The sequence below is a fragment of the Enterobacter sp. CCUG 70166 genome, assembly GCF_020224095.1.
GTDB classification, from domain to species: domain Bacteria; phylum Pseudomonadota; class Gammaproteobacteria; order Enterobacterales; family Enterobacteriaceae; genus Enterobacter; species Enterobacter intestinihominis.
The window spans coordinates 1-14,968 of sequence record NZ_NRIQ01000062.1; the positions used below are offsets into that span (position 1 = coordinate 1).

Annotated in this window: 16 protein-coding genes and 1 riboswitch; of the genes, 10 read left to right on the forward strand and 6 right to left on the reverse strand. The window is 57.4% G+C overall.

Annotated features, from left to right (window positions below):
• Positions 1–529: 529 nt before the first annotated feature.
• Positions 530–2,119, forward strand: a complete 1,590-nt coding sequence (gene purH / locus CKK19_RS23115; protein ID WP_063854390.1) for a bifunctional phosphoribosylaminoimidazolecarboxamide formyltransferase/IMP cyclohydrolase — start codon at positions 530–532, stop codon at positions 2,117–2,119.
• Between the two features lie 15 nt (positions 2,120–2,134).
• Positions 2,135–3,427 carry a phosphoribosylamine--glycine ligase gene (gene purD, locus CKK19_RS23120; RefSeq protein WP_022646714.1) on the forward strand — a complete coding sequence of 431 codons (1,293 nt, stop codon included), beginning with the start codon at positions 2,135–2,137 and terminating at the stop codon, positions 3,425–3,427.
• A 47-nt stretch (positions 3,428–3,474) separates the two neighbouring features.
• On the opposite strand, the gene CKK19_RS23125 is transcribed toward purD, so the two are convergent.
• The 6 genes from CKK19_RS23125 to nudC form a co-directional block, all read right to left on the reverse strand.
• Positions 3,475–4,167, reverse strand: a complete 693-nt coding sequence (locus CKK19_RS23125) for a DUF1481 domain-containing protein (RefSeq protein WP_022646713.1) — start codon at positions 4,165–4,167, stop codon at positions 3,475–3,477.
• A gap of 11 nt (positions 4,168–4,178) precedes the next feature.
• On the reverse strand, positions 4,179–4,451 hold the full coding sequence (gene hupA / locus CKK19_RS23130; RefSeq protein ID WP_002445246.1) for a nucleoid-associated protein HU-alpha: 273 nt from the start codon (positions 4,449–4,451) through the stop codon (positions 4,179–4,181).
• Positions 4,452–4,637: 186 nt separating this feature from the next.
• Positions 4,638–5,228, reverse strand: a complete 591-nt coding sequence (locus tag CKK19_RS23135) for a YjaG family protein (RefSeq protein WP_022646712.1) — start codon at positions 5,226–5,228, stop codon at positions 4,638–4,640.
• 41 nt (positions 5,229–5,269) lie between these two features.
• Positions 5,270–5,941: a deoxyribonuclease V gene (gene nfi / locus CKK19_RS23140; protein WP_003862312.1), complete on the reverse strand. Its 672-nt coding sequence runs from the start codon at positions 5,939–5,941 to the stop codon at positions 5,270–5,272.
• A 9-nt stretch (positions 5,942–5,950) separates the two neighbouring features.
• Positions 5,951–7,015 (reverse strand): uroporphyrinogen decarboxylase, encoded by a 1,065-nt coding sequence (gene hemE, locus CKK19_RS23145; RefSeq protein WP_023299076.1) that lies wholly within the window; start codon positions 7,013–7,015, stop codon positions 5,951–5,953.
• A gap of 38 nt (positions 7,016–7,053) precedes the next feature.
• A complete protein-coding gene (gene nudC, locus CKK19_RS23150; protein ID WP_022646710.1) occupies positions 7,054–7,827 on the reverse strand; it encodes an NAD(+) diphosphatase in 774 nt (257 codons plus the stop codon).
• 95 nt (positions 7,828–7,922) lie between these two features.
• Here nudC and CKK19_RS23155 point away from each other — a divergent pair, with 95 nt between their 5' ends.
• From CKK19_RS23155 to CKK19_RS23190, 8 genes are all read left to right on the forward strand, one after another.
• Positions 7,923–8,420, forward strand: a complete 498-nt coding sequence (locus CKK19_RS23155) for an Rsd/AlgQ family anti-sigma factor (RefSeq protein WP_023299075.1) — start codon at positions 7,923–7,925, stop codon at positions 8,418–8,420.
• Positions 8,421–8,474: 54 nt separating this feature from the next.
• A riboswitch (TPP riboswitch) is annotated at positions 8,475–8,584 on the forward strand.
• A 78-nt stretch (positions 8,585–8,662) separates the two neighbouring features.
• On the forward strand, positions 8,663–10,558 hold the full coding sequence (thiC, locus tag CKK19_RS23160; protein ID WP_038415060.1) for a phosphomethylpyrimidine synthase ThiC: 1,896 nt from the start codon (positions 8,663–8,665) through the stop codon (positions 10,556–10,558).
• The gene (thiE, locus tag CKK19_RS23165) at positions 10,558–11,199 is read left to right on the forward strand and encodes a thiamine phosphate synthase (RefSeq protein ID WP_063854389.1); all 642 of its coding nucleotides are present in this window, start codon (positions 10,558–10,560) and stop codon (positions 11,197–11,199) included. Before thiC ends, thiE begins: the two co-directional genes overlap by 1 nt.
• Positions 11,186–11,941, forward strand: a complete 756-nt coding sequence (gene thiF, locus CKK19_RS23170) for a thiazole biosynthesis adenylyltransferase ThiF (protein ID WP_023299072.1) — start codon at positions 11,186–11,188, stop codon at positions 11,939–11,941. Before thiE ends, thiF begins: the two co-directional genes overlap by 14 nt.
• Positions 11,925–12,125, forward strand: a complete 201-nt coding sequence (gene thiS, locus CKK19_RS23175) for a sulfur carrier protein ThiS (RefSeq protein ID WP_003862324.1) — start codon at positions 11,925–11,927, stop codon at positions 12,123–12,125. Before thiF ends, thiS begins: the two co-directional genes overlap by 17 nt.
• Position 12,126: 1 nt before the next feature.
• Entirely contained in the window at positions 12,127–12,894 is a 768-nt protein-coding gene (thiG, locus tag CKK19_RS23180; protein ID WP_023299071.1) for a thiazole synthase, read from the forward strand.
• Positions 12,894–14,027, forward strand: coding sequence for a 2-iminoacetate synthase ThiH (thiH, locus tag CKK19_RS23185; protein WP_022646704.1), 1,134 nt, complete (start codon positions 12,894–12,896; stop codon positions 14,025–14,027). The genes thiG and thiH overlap by 1 nt, the downstream gene beginning before the upstream one ends.
• Before the next feature lie 333 nt (positions 14,028–14,360).
• Positions 14,361–14,968: PDC sensor domain-containing protein (locus tag CKK19_RS23190; protein WP_225455231.1), on the forward strand; the 608-nt coding region annotated here is incomplete at its 3' end.

The window sequence follows — 14,968 nt, forward strand, 5'->3', positions numbered from 1 at the left end:
TGAATTACGTATGTTCACTCAGAGACTTGGTATTCATTTTTCGTCCGAGGACGTTAAGAATCCATGTCACTTTGAGTGCCCACACAGATTGTCTGATAAATTGTTAAAGAGCAGTTGCGACGCGCTTCAGCGCTCTGTCGCGAGGTGGCGTATATTACGCTTTCCTCTTTCAGAGTCAACCCGTTATTTCAGGATTTTTTCTCTTCAACCGACCGGGTTGTCTGTGAAGTGATTCACATCCGCCGTGTCGATGGAGGCGCATTATAGGGAGTTCTCCGCAGGCCGCAACCGCTAAATGACAGAAAAATGACTGACTGCTGCATTCCCCAGCAAAACCCCGCCTTATACCCTTTTACGCACAGAGTTATCCACAGCGCTTCGAAAAAGTGAAAATATGCGAGCGTTGCGCAAACGTTTTCGTTAAAATGCTCGCGCTTAACAAGGAGGCCTCGTCAGGTGTGTTAGATGAGTTTTTCGCTGGAAAATTCATCTAACGCTCTCTGTAATCGTGAAATCCAGGGGATTTACCATGCAACAACGTCGTCCAGTCCGCCGCGCTCTGCTCAGTGTTTCTGATAAAGCCGGTATCATCGAATTCGCTCAGGCACTTTCCGCACGCGGTGTGGAGCTGCTTTCTACAGGCGGTACCGCTCGCCTGTTAGCAGAGAAAGGTCTGCCGGTAACCGAAGTGTCCGACTACACCGGTTTCCCGGAAATGATGGATGGACGCGTCAAAACCCTGCACCCGAAAGTGCACGGCGGCATTCTGGGTCGTCGCGGTCAGGACGACGGCATTATGGAGCAGCACAATATTGCCCCCATCGACATGGTTGTCGTTAACCTCTATCCCTTCGCCCAGACCGTCGCCCGCGAAGGCTGTTCTCTGGAAGATGCCGTAGAGAACATTGATATCGGCGGCCCGACCATGGTGCGCTCCGCAGCCAAGAACCATAAAGATGTGGCCATCGTGGTGAAGAGCAGCGACTACAGCGCCATTATTAATGAGATGGACGCCAACGAAGGGTCCCTGACGCTTGATACGCGTTTCGACCTCGCCATCAAAGCCTTCGAACACACCGCCGCGTACGACAGCATGATCGCCAACTACTTCGGTAGCCTGGTTCCTGCCTACCACGGTGAAAGCAAAGATCCATCTGGTCGCTTCCCGCGCACCCTGAACCTGAACTTCATTAAGAAGCAGGATATGCGCTACGGCGAGAACAGCCACCAGCAGGCAGCCTTCTATATAGAAGAAGAGGTGAAAGAAGCCTCTGTTGCGACTGCTCAGCAGGTACAGGGCAAAGCCCTCTCTTATAACAACATTGCCGATACCGACGCCGCGCTGGAATGCGTGAAAGAGTTCAGCGAGCCGGCCTGCGTTATCGTCAAGCACGCCAACCCATGCGGCGTCGCAGTAAGCACCTCCATTATGGATGCCTACGATCGCGCCTACAAAACCGACCCGACCTCCGCGTTCGGCGGCATTATCGCCTTCAACCGCGAGCTGGATGCGGAAACCGCGCAGGCCATCATCTCCCGTCAGTTTGTCGAAGTGATCATCGCGCCATCCGCATCCGAAGAAGCGCTGAAAATCACCGCGGCGAAACAGAACGTGCGCGTGCTGGTTTGCGGCCAGTGGGCAGAGCGCGTTCCAGGTCTGGACTTCAAGCGCGTGAACGGCGGTCTGCTGGTTCAGGATCGCGATTTGGGTATGGTGACAGAAGCCGACCTGCGCGTGGTCACCAAACGTCAGCCGACCGAACAGGAGCTGCGCGACGCGCTGTTCTGCTGGAAAGTGGCGAAGTTCGTGAAGTCTAACGCCATTGTTTACGCCAAAGAGAACATGACCATCGGGATAGGCGCAGGCCAGATGAGCCGCGTTTACTCTGCGAAAATCGCGGGTATTAAAGCAGGTGACGAAGGTCTGGAAGTCAAAGGTTCCGCCATGGCCTCTGACGCCTTCTTCCCGTTCCGCGACGGTATTGATGCGGCCGCTGCTGTGGGCATCACCTGTGTGATCCAGCCTGGCGGTTCAATCCGTGATGAAGAAGTGATTGCCGCTGCCGACGAACACGGCATCGCAATGATCTTTACCGACATGCGCCACTTCCGCCATTAATTTCCGGAGCAGAAAATGAAAGTATTAGTGATTGGTAATGGCGGGCGCGAGCACGCTTTGGCGTGGAAAGCAGCGCAGTCTCCGCAGGTTGAAACCGTCTTTGTGGCACCGGGTAACGCCGGTACCGCCCTGGAGCCCGCGCTACAGAACGTCGCCATCGGCGTAACCGATATCCCGGCGCTGCTGAGCTTTGCCCGGAACGAGAATATCGATCTGACGATTGTGGGCCCGGAAGCGCCGCTGGTGATCGGCGTTGTAGATGCCTTCCGCGCCGCGGGCCTGAAAATTTTCGGCCCAACGGAAGGTGCCGCACAGCTGGAAGGTTCAAAAGCCTTCACCAAAGATTTCCTCGCGCGTCATAACATCCCGACGGCGGAATATCAGAACTTCACCGAGGTAGAGCCTGCTCTGGCTTACCTGCGTGAAAAAGGCGCGCCGATTGTGATTAAAGCCGACGGTCTGGCTGCCGGGAAAGGCGTTATCGTGGCGATGACCCTTGAAGAAGCGGAAGCCGCTGTGCAGGATATGCTGGCGGGTAACGCCTTTGGCGATGCGGGCCACCGCATCGTGATTGAAGAGTTCCTCGACGGCGAAGAAGCGAGCTTTATCGTGATGGTTGACGGTGAGCACGTCCTGCCGATGGCCACCAGCCAGGATCACAAGCGCGTAGGCAATGCCGACACGGGTCCAAACACCGGCGGGATGGGTGCTTACTCCCCTGCTCCGGTGGTCACTGACGAAGTACACCAGCGCACCATGGACCGCATCATCTGGCCAACCGTAAAAGGGATGGCGGCGGAAGGCAATACCTACACCGGTTTCCTCTACGCAGGCCTGATGATCGACAAGCAGGGTAACCCGAAGGTGATTGAATTCAACTGCCGCTTCGGCGATCCGGAAACTCAGCCGATCATGCTGCGCATGAAGTCCGATCTGGTTGATCTGTGTCTGGCGGCGTGCGAAGGCAAGCTGAATGAGAAAACTTCCGAGTGGGACGAGCGTGCCTCTTTAGGTGTGGTGATTGCTGCGGGTGGCTATCCGGGTAGCTACAACACCGGGGATGAGATCCACGGCCTGCCGCTGGAAGAGATTGACGGTGCGAAGGTGTTCCACGCCGGTACAAAGCTCTCTGACGATGACCGCGTGCTCACTAATGGTGGACGCGTGCTGTGTGCGACCGCGCTGGGTCATACCGTGGCAGAGGCGCAGAAGCGCGCCTATGCGTTGATGGCGGATATTCACTGGAACGGCAGCTTCAGCCGCCAGGATATCGGCTATCGTGCCATTGCGCGGGAGCAGGGAGAGTAATTTCCCCCTCACCCTAACCCTCTCCCTCAAGGGAGAGGGGACTTAAATCAAAAACTCTTCTCTGTCGGCTGCCAGGTGCAGAAATCTTCGTTCGCCACCAGCAACAGCTGAGAGCCTTCCGGCGCTTCCAGCCATGCCACACTCACCTCCACAGATGAATGCCGCTGACGACGCTGAATGTGTTCGGTTGCCCAGGATTCAAGCTCAGGCTTCACTGTCTGCCCTTCGCAGGTGGTCACCGTGCCGTCGGCATGCCAGCGCCCCTGGCGCAGCACCACGCGACCCTGACGCAGCGCATCGCTGGTCTGGCGAAGTTGTTCAGCACGGTAGCGGTAGAGGGCGACCTGATCGCTGGAAAGCTGCTGTTTCAGTCCACTGACCTCATGCTGCATAAAGCTCAGCTCGCCGTGGTCGTCAAAACGCACCTTCACGTGTTCGGGAGTCTTACTGTAGATATTCAGTTCAATGAGCGACAGCGCATCGCCCTGCCAGCGGTATTCTGCGGTCGAGGTATTGCCGTTATGCCACGGACTGAACGCGGTAAGCATATGCACTTCATCGCTGGAATCTTTGCGCCAGATCCTGACCGCACCCTGGTTGTCAGCGTAGCCGCTGGCGGTAAACGGGGGGAGTGAGGAATCATGACTACAGGCAGACAGCAACAGTACGCCTGCCAGCGCGAGCGGTCCACGCCAGAATGACAAAAGGGGCGTTGCCGCCCCTTCGTTAAAACTGTTCACTGCCACGCGTCTTACTTAACTGCGTCTTTCAGTGCTTTACCAGAAACAAATGCCGGCACGTTAGCTGCGGCGATTTTGATTTCTTTACCGGTCTGCGGGTTGCGGCCAGTACGCTCAGCGCGGTGGTTCACTTTGAAGGTACCGAAACCAACCAGTTGTACAGCATCGCCTTCTTTCAGAGACTCAGTAATAGCAGCCAGGGTAGATTCCAGAGCAGCTTTAGCCTGCACTTTAGACAGATCAGCCTTGTCCGCAATTACATCAATCAGTTGAGTCTTGTTCATAAGTTATCCTTTCAATGTGTTTATCGCTTGCTAAGCATCGAGTGCGACGAAAATGCCAAAAAAGCACTCTCCTGCATACACGCACCGATAGCCACTTTTTTTCGCCCCCCAAATGTAGACCAGACGGGGGGCGAAAGGGAAGAGTCGAGGAGTGACAAAACAGGCGTTAAATCACGTTTTGTTGTCTCATTGGTTAAAAATTATACCAATATTGCTCTCACCGGCCTCGCGCAGGTCCGCGCGAAGCCCTTTGATCAGCTCAATATCACGTTCTTCACACTCCGCCAGCAGACGGAAAATTTCCCACTGAATATCCCATTCCTGTTCAACCGCCGGGTTAGCACGCAGCTCTTCGTCGGTCATTTCACGGCCTTCCTGGGTCATTTCCAGCATCGCGACGGTGGTGATGGATGCCTTACTGACTTCAATGGCGTGCTCCAGGGTTTCACCGCTCAGACGGGAGTGGATCAGCTCGCTCAACGCCACACAGGCATCGATAGCCGGGTAGACGCCATACAGGTCGTAATCGTCCGCCGCAGGAATTGCCTCTTCCAGCTTTTCAAGCTGAGAGTCGAAGTTTACCTTTGCGTCTTTGACCGTCAGCGTCTCCCAGATCAAATCCAGGATACGTCGATAAATCTGGCCTTCGCCAAACTCCGTTTGCTTACAGAACGCGGCATAGTTGGGGTACATGCGCTCGCACAGGCAAGCCATAAACGTCACGTGCTGCCAGCTTTCCAGCTTCTCAAGGCGCAGATGAATCGGGTTTTGTAACATGATGATGTCTCGAATCGAAAATTAGCCGCAGTTTACCTGAATCACGGCTGAATTTCCTGCCAACGAATGAATGCCGGACGTGAAGAGGCAACGGCGTCAGCCCAGCGGGTAGGCTCAGGTAAGCGGTAGCCCTTCATACAGCGTTGCACCCACGCCAGGGCGCTGTCCATGCTGACCCGATGCCCGGTGGCGATAAACAACGGGTTGCAGCGCGCTTTACTGCGCCAGACCCACGCCAGCTGCTCGCCTTTATGGATAAGCGGCGCCAGCGCGCCCGGTTCGGCAGAGAGCGGCTCAAACGCGCCGCACAGGCGTTTTTTCGCCACGCCGATGGTCGGCACGTCTACCAGCAGACCAAAGTGGCTGGCAACGCCCAGGCGACGCGGATGGGAGATGCCGTGCCCATCCACAAACAGCAGATCGGGTTTTTGCGAGAGTTGCTCCCACGCGGCCAGCAGCGCGGGATATTCGCGGAAGGAGAGAAAGCCGGGGATATAGGGCATGGTGGTGGCGATACGCGCCACCTTGTACTCCACCAGCTCCAGCGACGGGTATTTCAGCACCACCATCGCCGCTCGCGTCACTTCACCGCCTTGCTCAAACCCGACATCCGCCCCGCCAATGTATCGCGGAGGGTCCGTATCCAGACGATCCTCGCGGATCACCGATGAAGCCAGTTCGATTTGCTGAGCGCGTAGCGACGCGAGATCCATAACCACTCCTTACTTGTGATACTGGGCAGAAAGCCGATGCACCGCCTCCACAAATACGCCAGCGTGTTCTGGCGGTACATCCTGATGAATACCGTGACCGAGGTTGAAGACGTGGCCTTCGCCCTGGCCGAAACCAGACAGTATAGTCGACACTTCTTCTTCGATACGGGCAGGCTGCGCATAGAGCATGGAAGGGTCCATGTTGCCCTGGAGCGCCACTTTATCCCCCACACGACGACGCGCATCGGCAATATCAGTGGTCCAGTCGAGGCCCAGCGCATCACAGCCGGTGGCCGCCATCGCTTCCAGCCACTGACCGCCGCCTTTCGTAAACAGCGTTACCGGCACGCGACGGCCTTCGTTTTCACGCAGCAGACCATCGACAATTTTGTGCATGTAGTACAGGGAGAACTGCTGATAATCACGCCCGGTCAGCACGCCGCCCCAGGTGTCGAAAATCATCACCGACTGCGCGCCCGCTTTAATCTGCGCGTTGAGATAGAGCGTGACGCTCTTCGCCAGCTTGTCGAGCAGGGCATGCAGGGCCTGCGGCTCTGCGTACATCATCTTTTTGATGACGGTAAAGGCTTTGCTGCTGCCACCTTCCACCATGTAGGTTGCCAGCGTCCACGGACTACCGGAGAAGCCAATCAGCGGCACGTCGCCTTTGAGCTCGCGGCGGATGGTGCGCACGGCGTTCATCACATAGCCCAGCTCGCCTTCCGGATCGGGGATCGGCAGCTTATCAACGTCGGCTTTGCTTTTGATCGGTGAGGTAAAACGCGGCCCCTCGCCGGTTTCGAAATAGAGCCCAAGGCCCATCGCGTCCGGAATGGTAAGAATGTCCGAAAAAAGAATGGCGGCATCGAGCGGGAAGCGGCGCAGCGGCTGGAGCGTCACCTCACAGGCCAGTTCGGCGTTTTTGCACAGCGACATAAAATCGCCCGCCTGCGCACGCGTGGCTTTGTACTCTGGCAGATAGCGTCCCGCCTGGCGCATCATCCACACCGGGGTGACATCAACGGGCTGGCGCAGCAGCGCACGCAGATAACGATCGTTCTTCAGTTCGGTCATTTTGCAGTTCCTTATTGCGTCAGTCCGTCAGTGTAACACTACTCATACTCGGCCCGACACATTGCCACGGTATCTTCTATCAGGCGACGCGCCACCGTTCCCGGCGGGGGCAGCAGCGGTAAATCGTCGTAGCGATACCAGTTCGCCTCCAGCAGCTCTTTCTGATCGATAACAATCTCGCCGCTGTCGTATTCCGCCATAAACGCGGTCATCAGGGACATCGGGAACGGCCACGGCTGCGACGTCACATAGCGCAGGTTTTTCACCTTAATGCCGCTCTCCTCCATCACCTCGCGCGCCACCGCCTGTTCCAGCGTTTCGCCGACTTCCACGAACCCGGCGAGGACGGTGTGAATGCCGTTGCGATGGCGGGTATGCTGCGCCAGCAGGATGGAATCATCACGGCGGATGGCGACAATGATGCACGGTGCGATTTGCGGGTAGTAACGTTCACGGCAGTGGCCGCAGAGCAGCGCCCATTCGGTTTTGCTCGGGTGCATGGTGTGGCCGCAGTAACCGCAGTATTTGTGCGAGCGGTAAAACTCCGCCAGCTGTACGCCGCGCCCCGCCAGCTGGAACAGGCCGACGTCCAGATCCAGCACCTGACGTACGGATCCCATATCCTGACGGCGCGCCTGTTGGATCAACCACACGGGATCGCCCTGCCACTCGCCGATCTTCAGCGCGGACTGGCCCACCAGATCGAACGTTTCCGCGGCACCGTAGGGCAACTCTCCTGAGGGCAGCCATAATTTTTGTTCGTGGCTGACGATCCACCAACCCAGATCTGATTTTTCAATAATACGATCCATATCTATTGCACTACCTTCGCTTCACTGACATGTTGTTAGCATTGTGGTTACATTTTGGATAAGCAGATCCCATTTTAAACCTTATGGAGTCGACCATGTTAAACCAGCTGGAAAGCCTGACTGAGCGCGTTGGAGGAAGTAACACCCTGGTGGATCGCTGGCTACATGTGCGCAAGCATCTCCTTGTGGCGTATTACAATCTGGTTGGTCTTAAGCCTGGCAAAGAATCCTTTATGCGACTCAATGAAAAAGCGCTGGACGACTTTTGTCAGAGCCTGGTCGACTACCTCTCCGACGGCCATTTCAACCTTTATGAACGCATTATCCGCGAAATGGAAGGGACAACGCCGTATTTAGCGGCCAGTAAACTCTGTCCGTTGCTTGAAGCCAACACCCAGCAGATCATGGACTACTACGATTCCACGCTGGAGAACGCTATCGATCACGATAACTATCTTGAGTTTCAGCAGGCGCTTTCCGACCTTGGCGAAGCACTGGAAGAGCGATTCACGCTGGAAGACAAGCTCATCGCCCTCGTGCTGGACAACAACCTGACTATCAGCACCAGCGATAACGTTGCGCGCCCTGCTTGAGTTCTTAATCGTTAACGAGTAATTTACAACCATTCGCCCCTCTGCGGAGGGGGATTTTTCTTGTCGGAGTGCCCAGTGTGAAAGCACGGGCTGAGACCGTTAATTCGGGATCCGCGGAACCTGATCAGGTTAATACCTGCGAAGGGAACAAGAGTCACACTGCTGTTGTATCGCCTTCGGGCGATCTTCTCTTGCTTCATCCGTCGTCTGACAAGCCATGTCCTTCACATCTGGAATGAGCTATGTCTACAACAAAACTGACCCGCCGCGAACAGCGCGAACACGCACAACGCTTCATCGACACCCTGGAAGGCACCGCTTTCCCGAACTCAACGCGCATCTACATTACCGGTTCACAGGCCGATATCCGCGTGCCGATGCGCGAAATCCAGCTCAGCCCGACGCTTATCGGCGGCAGCAAAGAGCACCCGCAATTTGAAGACAACGAAGCCGTGCCGGTGTATGACACCTCCGGCCCGTACGGCGATCCTGATGTTGCTATCAACGTGCAGCAGGGTCTGGCAAAGCTTCGCCAGCCGTGGGTTGATGCCCGTAACGACTGCGAAGAACTGAGCGTGCGCAGCTCGGCGTACACCAACGCGCGCCTGGCCGACGACGGTCTGGACGAGCTGCGCTTTACTGGCCTGCTGACGCCGAAACGCGCTAAAGCGGGCAAATGCGTAACCCAACTGCACTACGCGCGACAGGGTATCGTCACGCCGGAGATGGAGTTCATCGCCATCCGCGAAAACATGGGCCGCGAGCGCATTCGCAGCGAAGTGCTGCGCCACCAGCATCCGGGTGAAGGGTTTGGCGCTCGCCTGCCGGAGAACATCACGCCGGAATTCGTGCGTGATGAAGTAGCCGCCGGGCGCGCGATTATTCCCGCCAACATCAACCACCCGGAATCCGAGCCGATGATTATCGGCCGCAACTTCCTGGTGAAGGTCAACGCCAACATCGGCAACTCTGCCGTCACCTCTTCCATCGAAGAAGAGGTGGAAAAGCTGGTCTGGTCAACGCGCTGGGGCGCGGACACGGTGATGGACCTCTCCACCGGCCGTTACATTCACGAAACCCGCGAATGGATCCTGCGTAACAGCCCGGTGCCGATTGGCACCGTCCCGATTTATCAGGCGCTGGAGAAGGTCAACGGCATCGCCGAAAACCTCACCTGGGAAGCGTTCCGCGACACGCTGCTGGAGCAAGCGGAACAGGGCGTGGACTACTTCACCATTCACGCGGGCGTACTGCTGCGCTACGTGCCGATGACCGCGAAGCGTCTGACCGGTATCGTCTCACGCGGCGGTTCGATTATGGCGAAATGGTGCCTTTCCCATCATCAGGAAAACTTCCTCTACGAGCACTTCCGCGAAATCTGCGAGATCTGCGCCGCTTATGACGTTTCTCTGTCTCTGGGCGACGGCCTGCGTCCTGGCTCCATCCGTGACGCTAACGACGAGGCGCAGTTTGCCGAGCTGCACACGCTGGGCGAGCTGACCAAAATCGCCTGGGAGTACGATGTGCAGGTGATGATTGAAGGCCCGGGCCATGTGCCGATGCAGATGATCCGCCGCAACATGACCGAGGAGCTGGAGCACTGCCACGAAGCACCGTTCTACACCCTGGGGCCGTTGACCACCGATATTGCGCCGGGCTATGACCACTTCACTTCCGGGATCGGCGCGGCGATGATCGGCTGGTTCGGCTGCGCCATGCTCTGCTACGTGACGCCGAAAGAGCACCTCGGGCTGCCAAACAAAGAGGACGTGAAGCAGGGGCTGATCACCTACAAAATTGCCGCCCACGCGGCGGATCTGGCGAAAGGCCATCCGGGCGCGCAAATTCGCGACAACGCCATGTCCAAAGCGCGCTTTGAATTCCGCTGGGAAGACCAGTTCAACCTGGCGCTGGATCCGTTCACCGCCCGCGCCTACCACGACGAAACCCTGCCGCAGGAATCGGGCAAAGTCGCGCACTTCTGCTCCATGTGTGGGCCGAAGTTCTGCTCGATGAAAATCAGCCAGGAGGTACGCGATTACGCCGCCGCGCAGACCATTGAAGTCGGCATGGCAGACATGTCCGAAACCTTCCGCGCCAAAGGCGGCGAAATCTACCTCAAAAAGGAGGAGGCGTAATGTACCAGCCCGATTTCCCACCTGTCCCCTTCCGCTTAGGGCTTTACCCGGTGGTGGACAGCGTGGAGTGGATAGAGCGCTTGCTGGAGGCAGGCGTTCGCACCCTCCAGCTGCGCATCAAGGATAAACGCGACGAAGAGGTGGAGGCCGATGTGGCCGCCGCTATCGCGCTGGGACGTCGCTACCACGCCCGCCTGTTTATCAACGACTACTGGCGGCTGGCGGTTAAACACCAGGCGTATGGCGTGCATCTGGGACAGGAAGATCTGGAAACGACCGATCTCAACGCAATCCGTAACGCCGGTCTGCGGCTGGGCGTTTCCACCCACGATGATATGGAGATCGACGTGGCGCTGGCGGCCCGCCCCTCCTACATCGCCCTCGGCCACGTTTTCCCGACGCAAACCAAACAGATGCCGTCTGCCCCACAGGGTTTGGCTCAGCTGGCAGCCCACGTTAAGCGCCTTGCCGATTACCCCACCGTCGCCATCGGCGGGATCAGCCTTGAACGAGCGCCCGCCGTGCTGGAAACCGGCGTCGGCAGTATCGCCGTCGTCAGCGCTATCACCCAGGCCGCAGACTGGCAGGCCGCCACCGCACGGCTTTTACAACTGGCAGGAGCAGGCGATGAAAGATCGTGATTTTATGCGCTACAGCCGCCAGATCCTGCTGGAGGATATCGCCATTGACGGGCAGCAAAAGCTGCTCGCCAGCCGGGTACTGATTGTCGGTTTGGGTGGCTTGGGCGCGCCCGCCGCGCTGTATCTGGCCGGGGCGGGCGTGGGAACGCTGGTACTGGCCGATGACGATGAGGTACACCTCAGCAACCTGCAACGGCAAATCCTCTTCACGACAGAAGATGTTAACCAGCCTAAAGCACAGGTTACGCGCAAGCGGCTGAACCAGCTTAACCCCGATATTGAACTGGTGGCGCTCCAGACGCGGCTGAGCGGAGAAGATCTGCAACGCGAAGTTGCCCTTGCCGACGTGGTGCTGGACTGCACGGACAATATGGCGACGCGTCAGGCCATTAATGCGGCCTGTGTTGCACAGAACACGCCGCTGATCACCGCCAGCGCGGTCGGTTTCGGCGGGCAGATAATGGTGCTTACGCCGCCGTGGGCGCAGGGCTGCTACCGCTGCCTGTGGCCGGACGAGGCTGAACCGGAGCGTAACTGCCGCACGGCTGGCATTCTTGGGCCGGTAGTGGGCGTGATGGGTACCCTTCAGGCGCTGGAAGCCATCAAGTTGCTCAGCGGCATGGAAACAGAGCGCAACACGCTCCGGCTGTTCGACGCCCGTTCCAGCGGCTGGCGCCATCTGGCGTTAAACCGCGCCAACCGCTGCCCGGTATGCGGAGGCCGCGATGCGCATTCTGTTTAACGATGAGCCGATGACGTGCGACGACGATCTCACCGTTGCCGCCCTGCTCGACACGCTGCGCCAGCTGAAGCCGGGAACGGCGCTGGCGCTCAATCAACAGATCCTGCCGCGCGAGCGGTGGGAACATCAGCAGGTCAATGAAGGCGACCAGATCCTGCTGTTTCAGGTTATCGCTGGGGGCTGAGATGTTACGTATTGCCGACAAAGTCTTTGATTCACATCTGTTTACCGGAACCGGAAAATTCGCCTCCCCGCAGCTAATGGTGGATGCTATTCGTGAAAGCGGCAGCCAGCTGGTGACGCTGGCGATGAAGCGCGTGGATCTGCGTCAGCACAACGATGCCATACTTGCGCCGTTACTGGAGGCAGGCGTGACGCTCTTACCCAATACCTCCGGTGCGAAAACGGCCGAGGAAGCAATTTTCGCTGCGCATCTGGCCCGGGAAGCGCTCGGCACCTGCTGGCTGAAGCTGGAAATTCATCCGGACGCCCGCTGGCTGTTGCCCGATCCGATCGAAACCCTGAAAGCGGCAGAGACGCTGGTGCAACAGGGATTCACCGTTCTGCCCTACTGTGGTGCCGATCCCGTGCTGTGTAAGCGTCTGGAAGAGGTCGGCTGCGCGGCCGTGATGCCGTTAGGGGCGCCCATTGGCTCCAACCAGGGACTGGAGACCCGCGCGATGCTGGAGATCATCATCGAGCAGGCGACCGTGCCCGTGGTGGTGGATGCGGGCATCGGCGTACCCAGTCATGCCGCGCAGGCGCTGGAGATGGGGGCCGATGCGGTGCTGGTCAATACCGCGATTGCGGTGGCCGACGACCCGGTGATGATGGCGCGTGCGTTCCGCCTTGCCGTGGAGTCCGGTCTGCTGGCACGACAGTCCGGCCCCGGCTCGCGCAGCTTTCAGGCGCAGGCCACCAGCCCGCTGACCGGTTTTCTGGAGGCACTCTGATGGCTACCTTTACCGATCGCTGGCGTCAGCTTAACTGGGACGATATTGCCTTACGCATCAACAGTAAAACCTCTGCGGACGTAGAGCGGGCATTAACAGCCCGGCATGTGACCCGCGAGGATTTGATGGCCCTGCTTTCTCCGGCTGCTAGCGCATACCTTGAACCGATGGCGCAGCGCGCGCAACGCCTTACCCGCCAGCGCTTTGGCAACACGGTGAGCTTTTACGTGCCGCTTTATCTCTCTAATCTGTGCGCCAACGACTGCACCTACTGTGGCTTCTCAATGAGCAACCGCATTAAGCGTAAAACGCTGGATGAGCATGAGATCGCCCGCGAGTGTGCGGCTATTCGTGAGATGGGTTTTGAACATCTCTTACTGGTGACGGGTGAACATCAGGGCAAAGTGGGGATGGACTATTTTCGCCAGCATCTTCCGGCCATCCGCCGCGAATTTGCCTCATTGCAAATGGAAGTGCAGCCTCTGTCGCAAGAGGAATATGCGGAACTGAAAACCCTTGGGCTGGACGGCGTAATGGTTTATCAGGAAACCTACCACGAGGCGACCTATGCCCGGCATCACCTGAAAGGGAAGAAGCAGGATTTCATCTTCCGGCTGGAAACGCCGGACAGGCTGGGGCGCGCCGGTATCGATAAAATTGGGCTGGGCGCGCTTATCGGTCTGTCCGACAGCTGGCGGGTTGACTGCTATATGGTGGCAGAGCATCTGCTGTGGCTACAGCAGTACTACTGGCAAAGCCGCTATTCCATCTCATTCCCACGGCTGCGTCCGTGTACGGGAGGCATTGAACCCGCCTCGCTGATGGATGAGCGCCAGCTGGTGCAAACCCTGTGCGCATTTCGCCTGTTCGCGCCGGAAGTGGAATTGTCGCTCTCCACGCGTGAATCCCCCGCGTTTCGCGACCGCGCGATCCCTCTGGCGATCAACAACGTCAGCGCCTTTTCCAAAACGCAGCCGGGCGGTTACGCGGACGATCGCCCGGAACTGGAACAGTTTGCACCGCACGACGGACGACGGCCCGACGCGGTGGCGGAAGCCCTGACTGCACAGGGGCTACAGCCCGTGTGGAAAGACTGGGACAGCTGGCTGGGAAGAGCTTCGCATTTGCGCTGAAACCGCCTGCAACAATGCGGAAAGGTTACGAGACGGCTCGTAAGATCAACGCCGGGCGATTGAGGAGATCTGCCCGGTTTTATTAGGATTAACCACGTCAGCAACGGACGCTGACCAGGGTGAAAATGCTTCTTCCTCGTTTCGCCCTGCCCTCCGCCCCTTAAACAAAATTTCAATTGATAAAATAAATACGTCGTTTCTTATCTACTCTTAAGATAAATCAACCCGTCGGAAATCGCTTTCTGTATAATTTACTACCAGCAATCTGACAGCGACTATGCTGAGGATATCGACAGACGCAACGCGCCTACCATCTGGATTGATGCACAACTCATGGCACTCCACAGTAAAAAGCTCTCTTTCACCCGACCAATTATGGTCAGCTTCGCGGGGATTCTGTTCAGTTTCGCGATAATCGCGATTCTGGTCATCCTTTCACAACGGAAGGATTTTATTGAGGATTATCATAAAATTAATGGTAACTTCACCCATAATCTGGCGGTGAACTATACCGAATCCATCCTGCGAGAAAACGACTATATTCTTGGTCGCGCTGCGATGTACTACGCCCGTGACGACAGAGTGAATCAGACGATAAATATCGATCCAGCACAGGGTTTGCAGATGTTAATGCATTTGCAGAACCTGATGCCGACGGTGTCGTCTATCTCTCTGGCGGACACCGAAGGGCACCATCTGCGCGCGCCGGAAGTACTGCCAACGGAGAAGAGTAGGTCGTTCGACGCACGAACACGCCCATGGTTTATCGGGCAAGCGGAAGCCAGCAACTTTCCTCACTACACCCGCCCCTATCTGGACTATTTCACCCAACATCCTACGGTCACCCTCTATAAACCGGTCATTTCACCGGAAGGCCGTCTGAAGGGCACGCTCGCTTTCCATCTTGATTTAACCTCCATGGTGAAGTGGTTTACTGAATT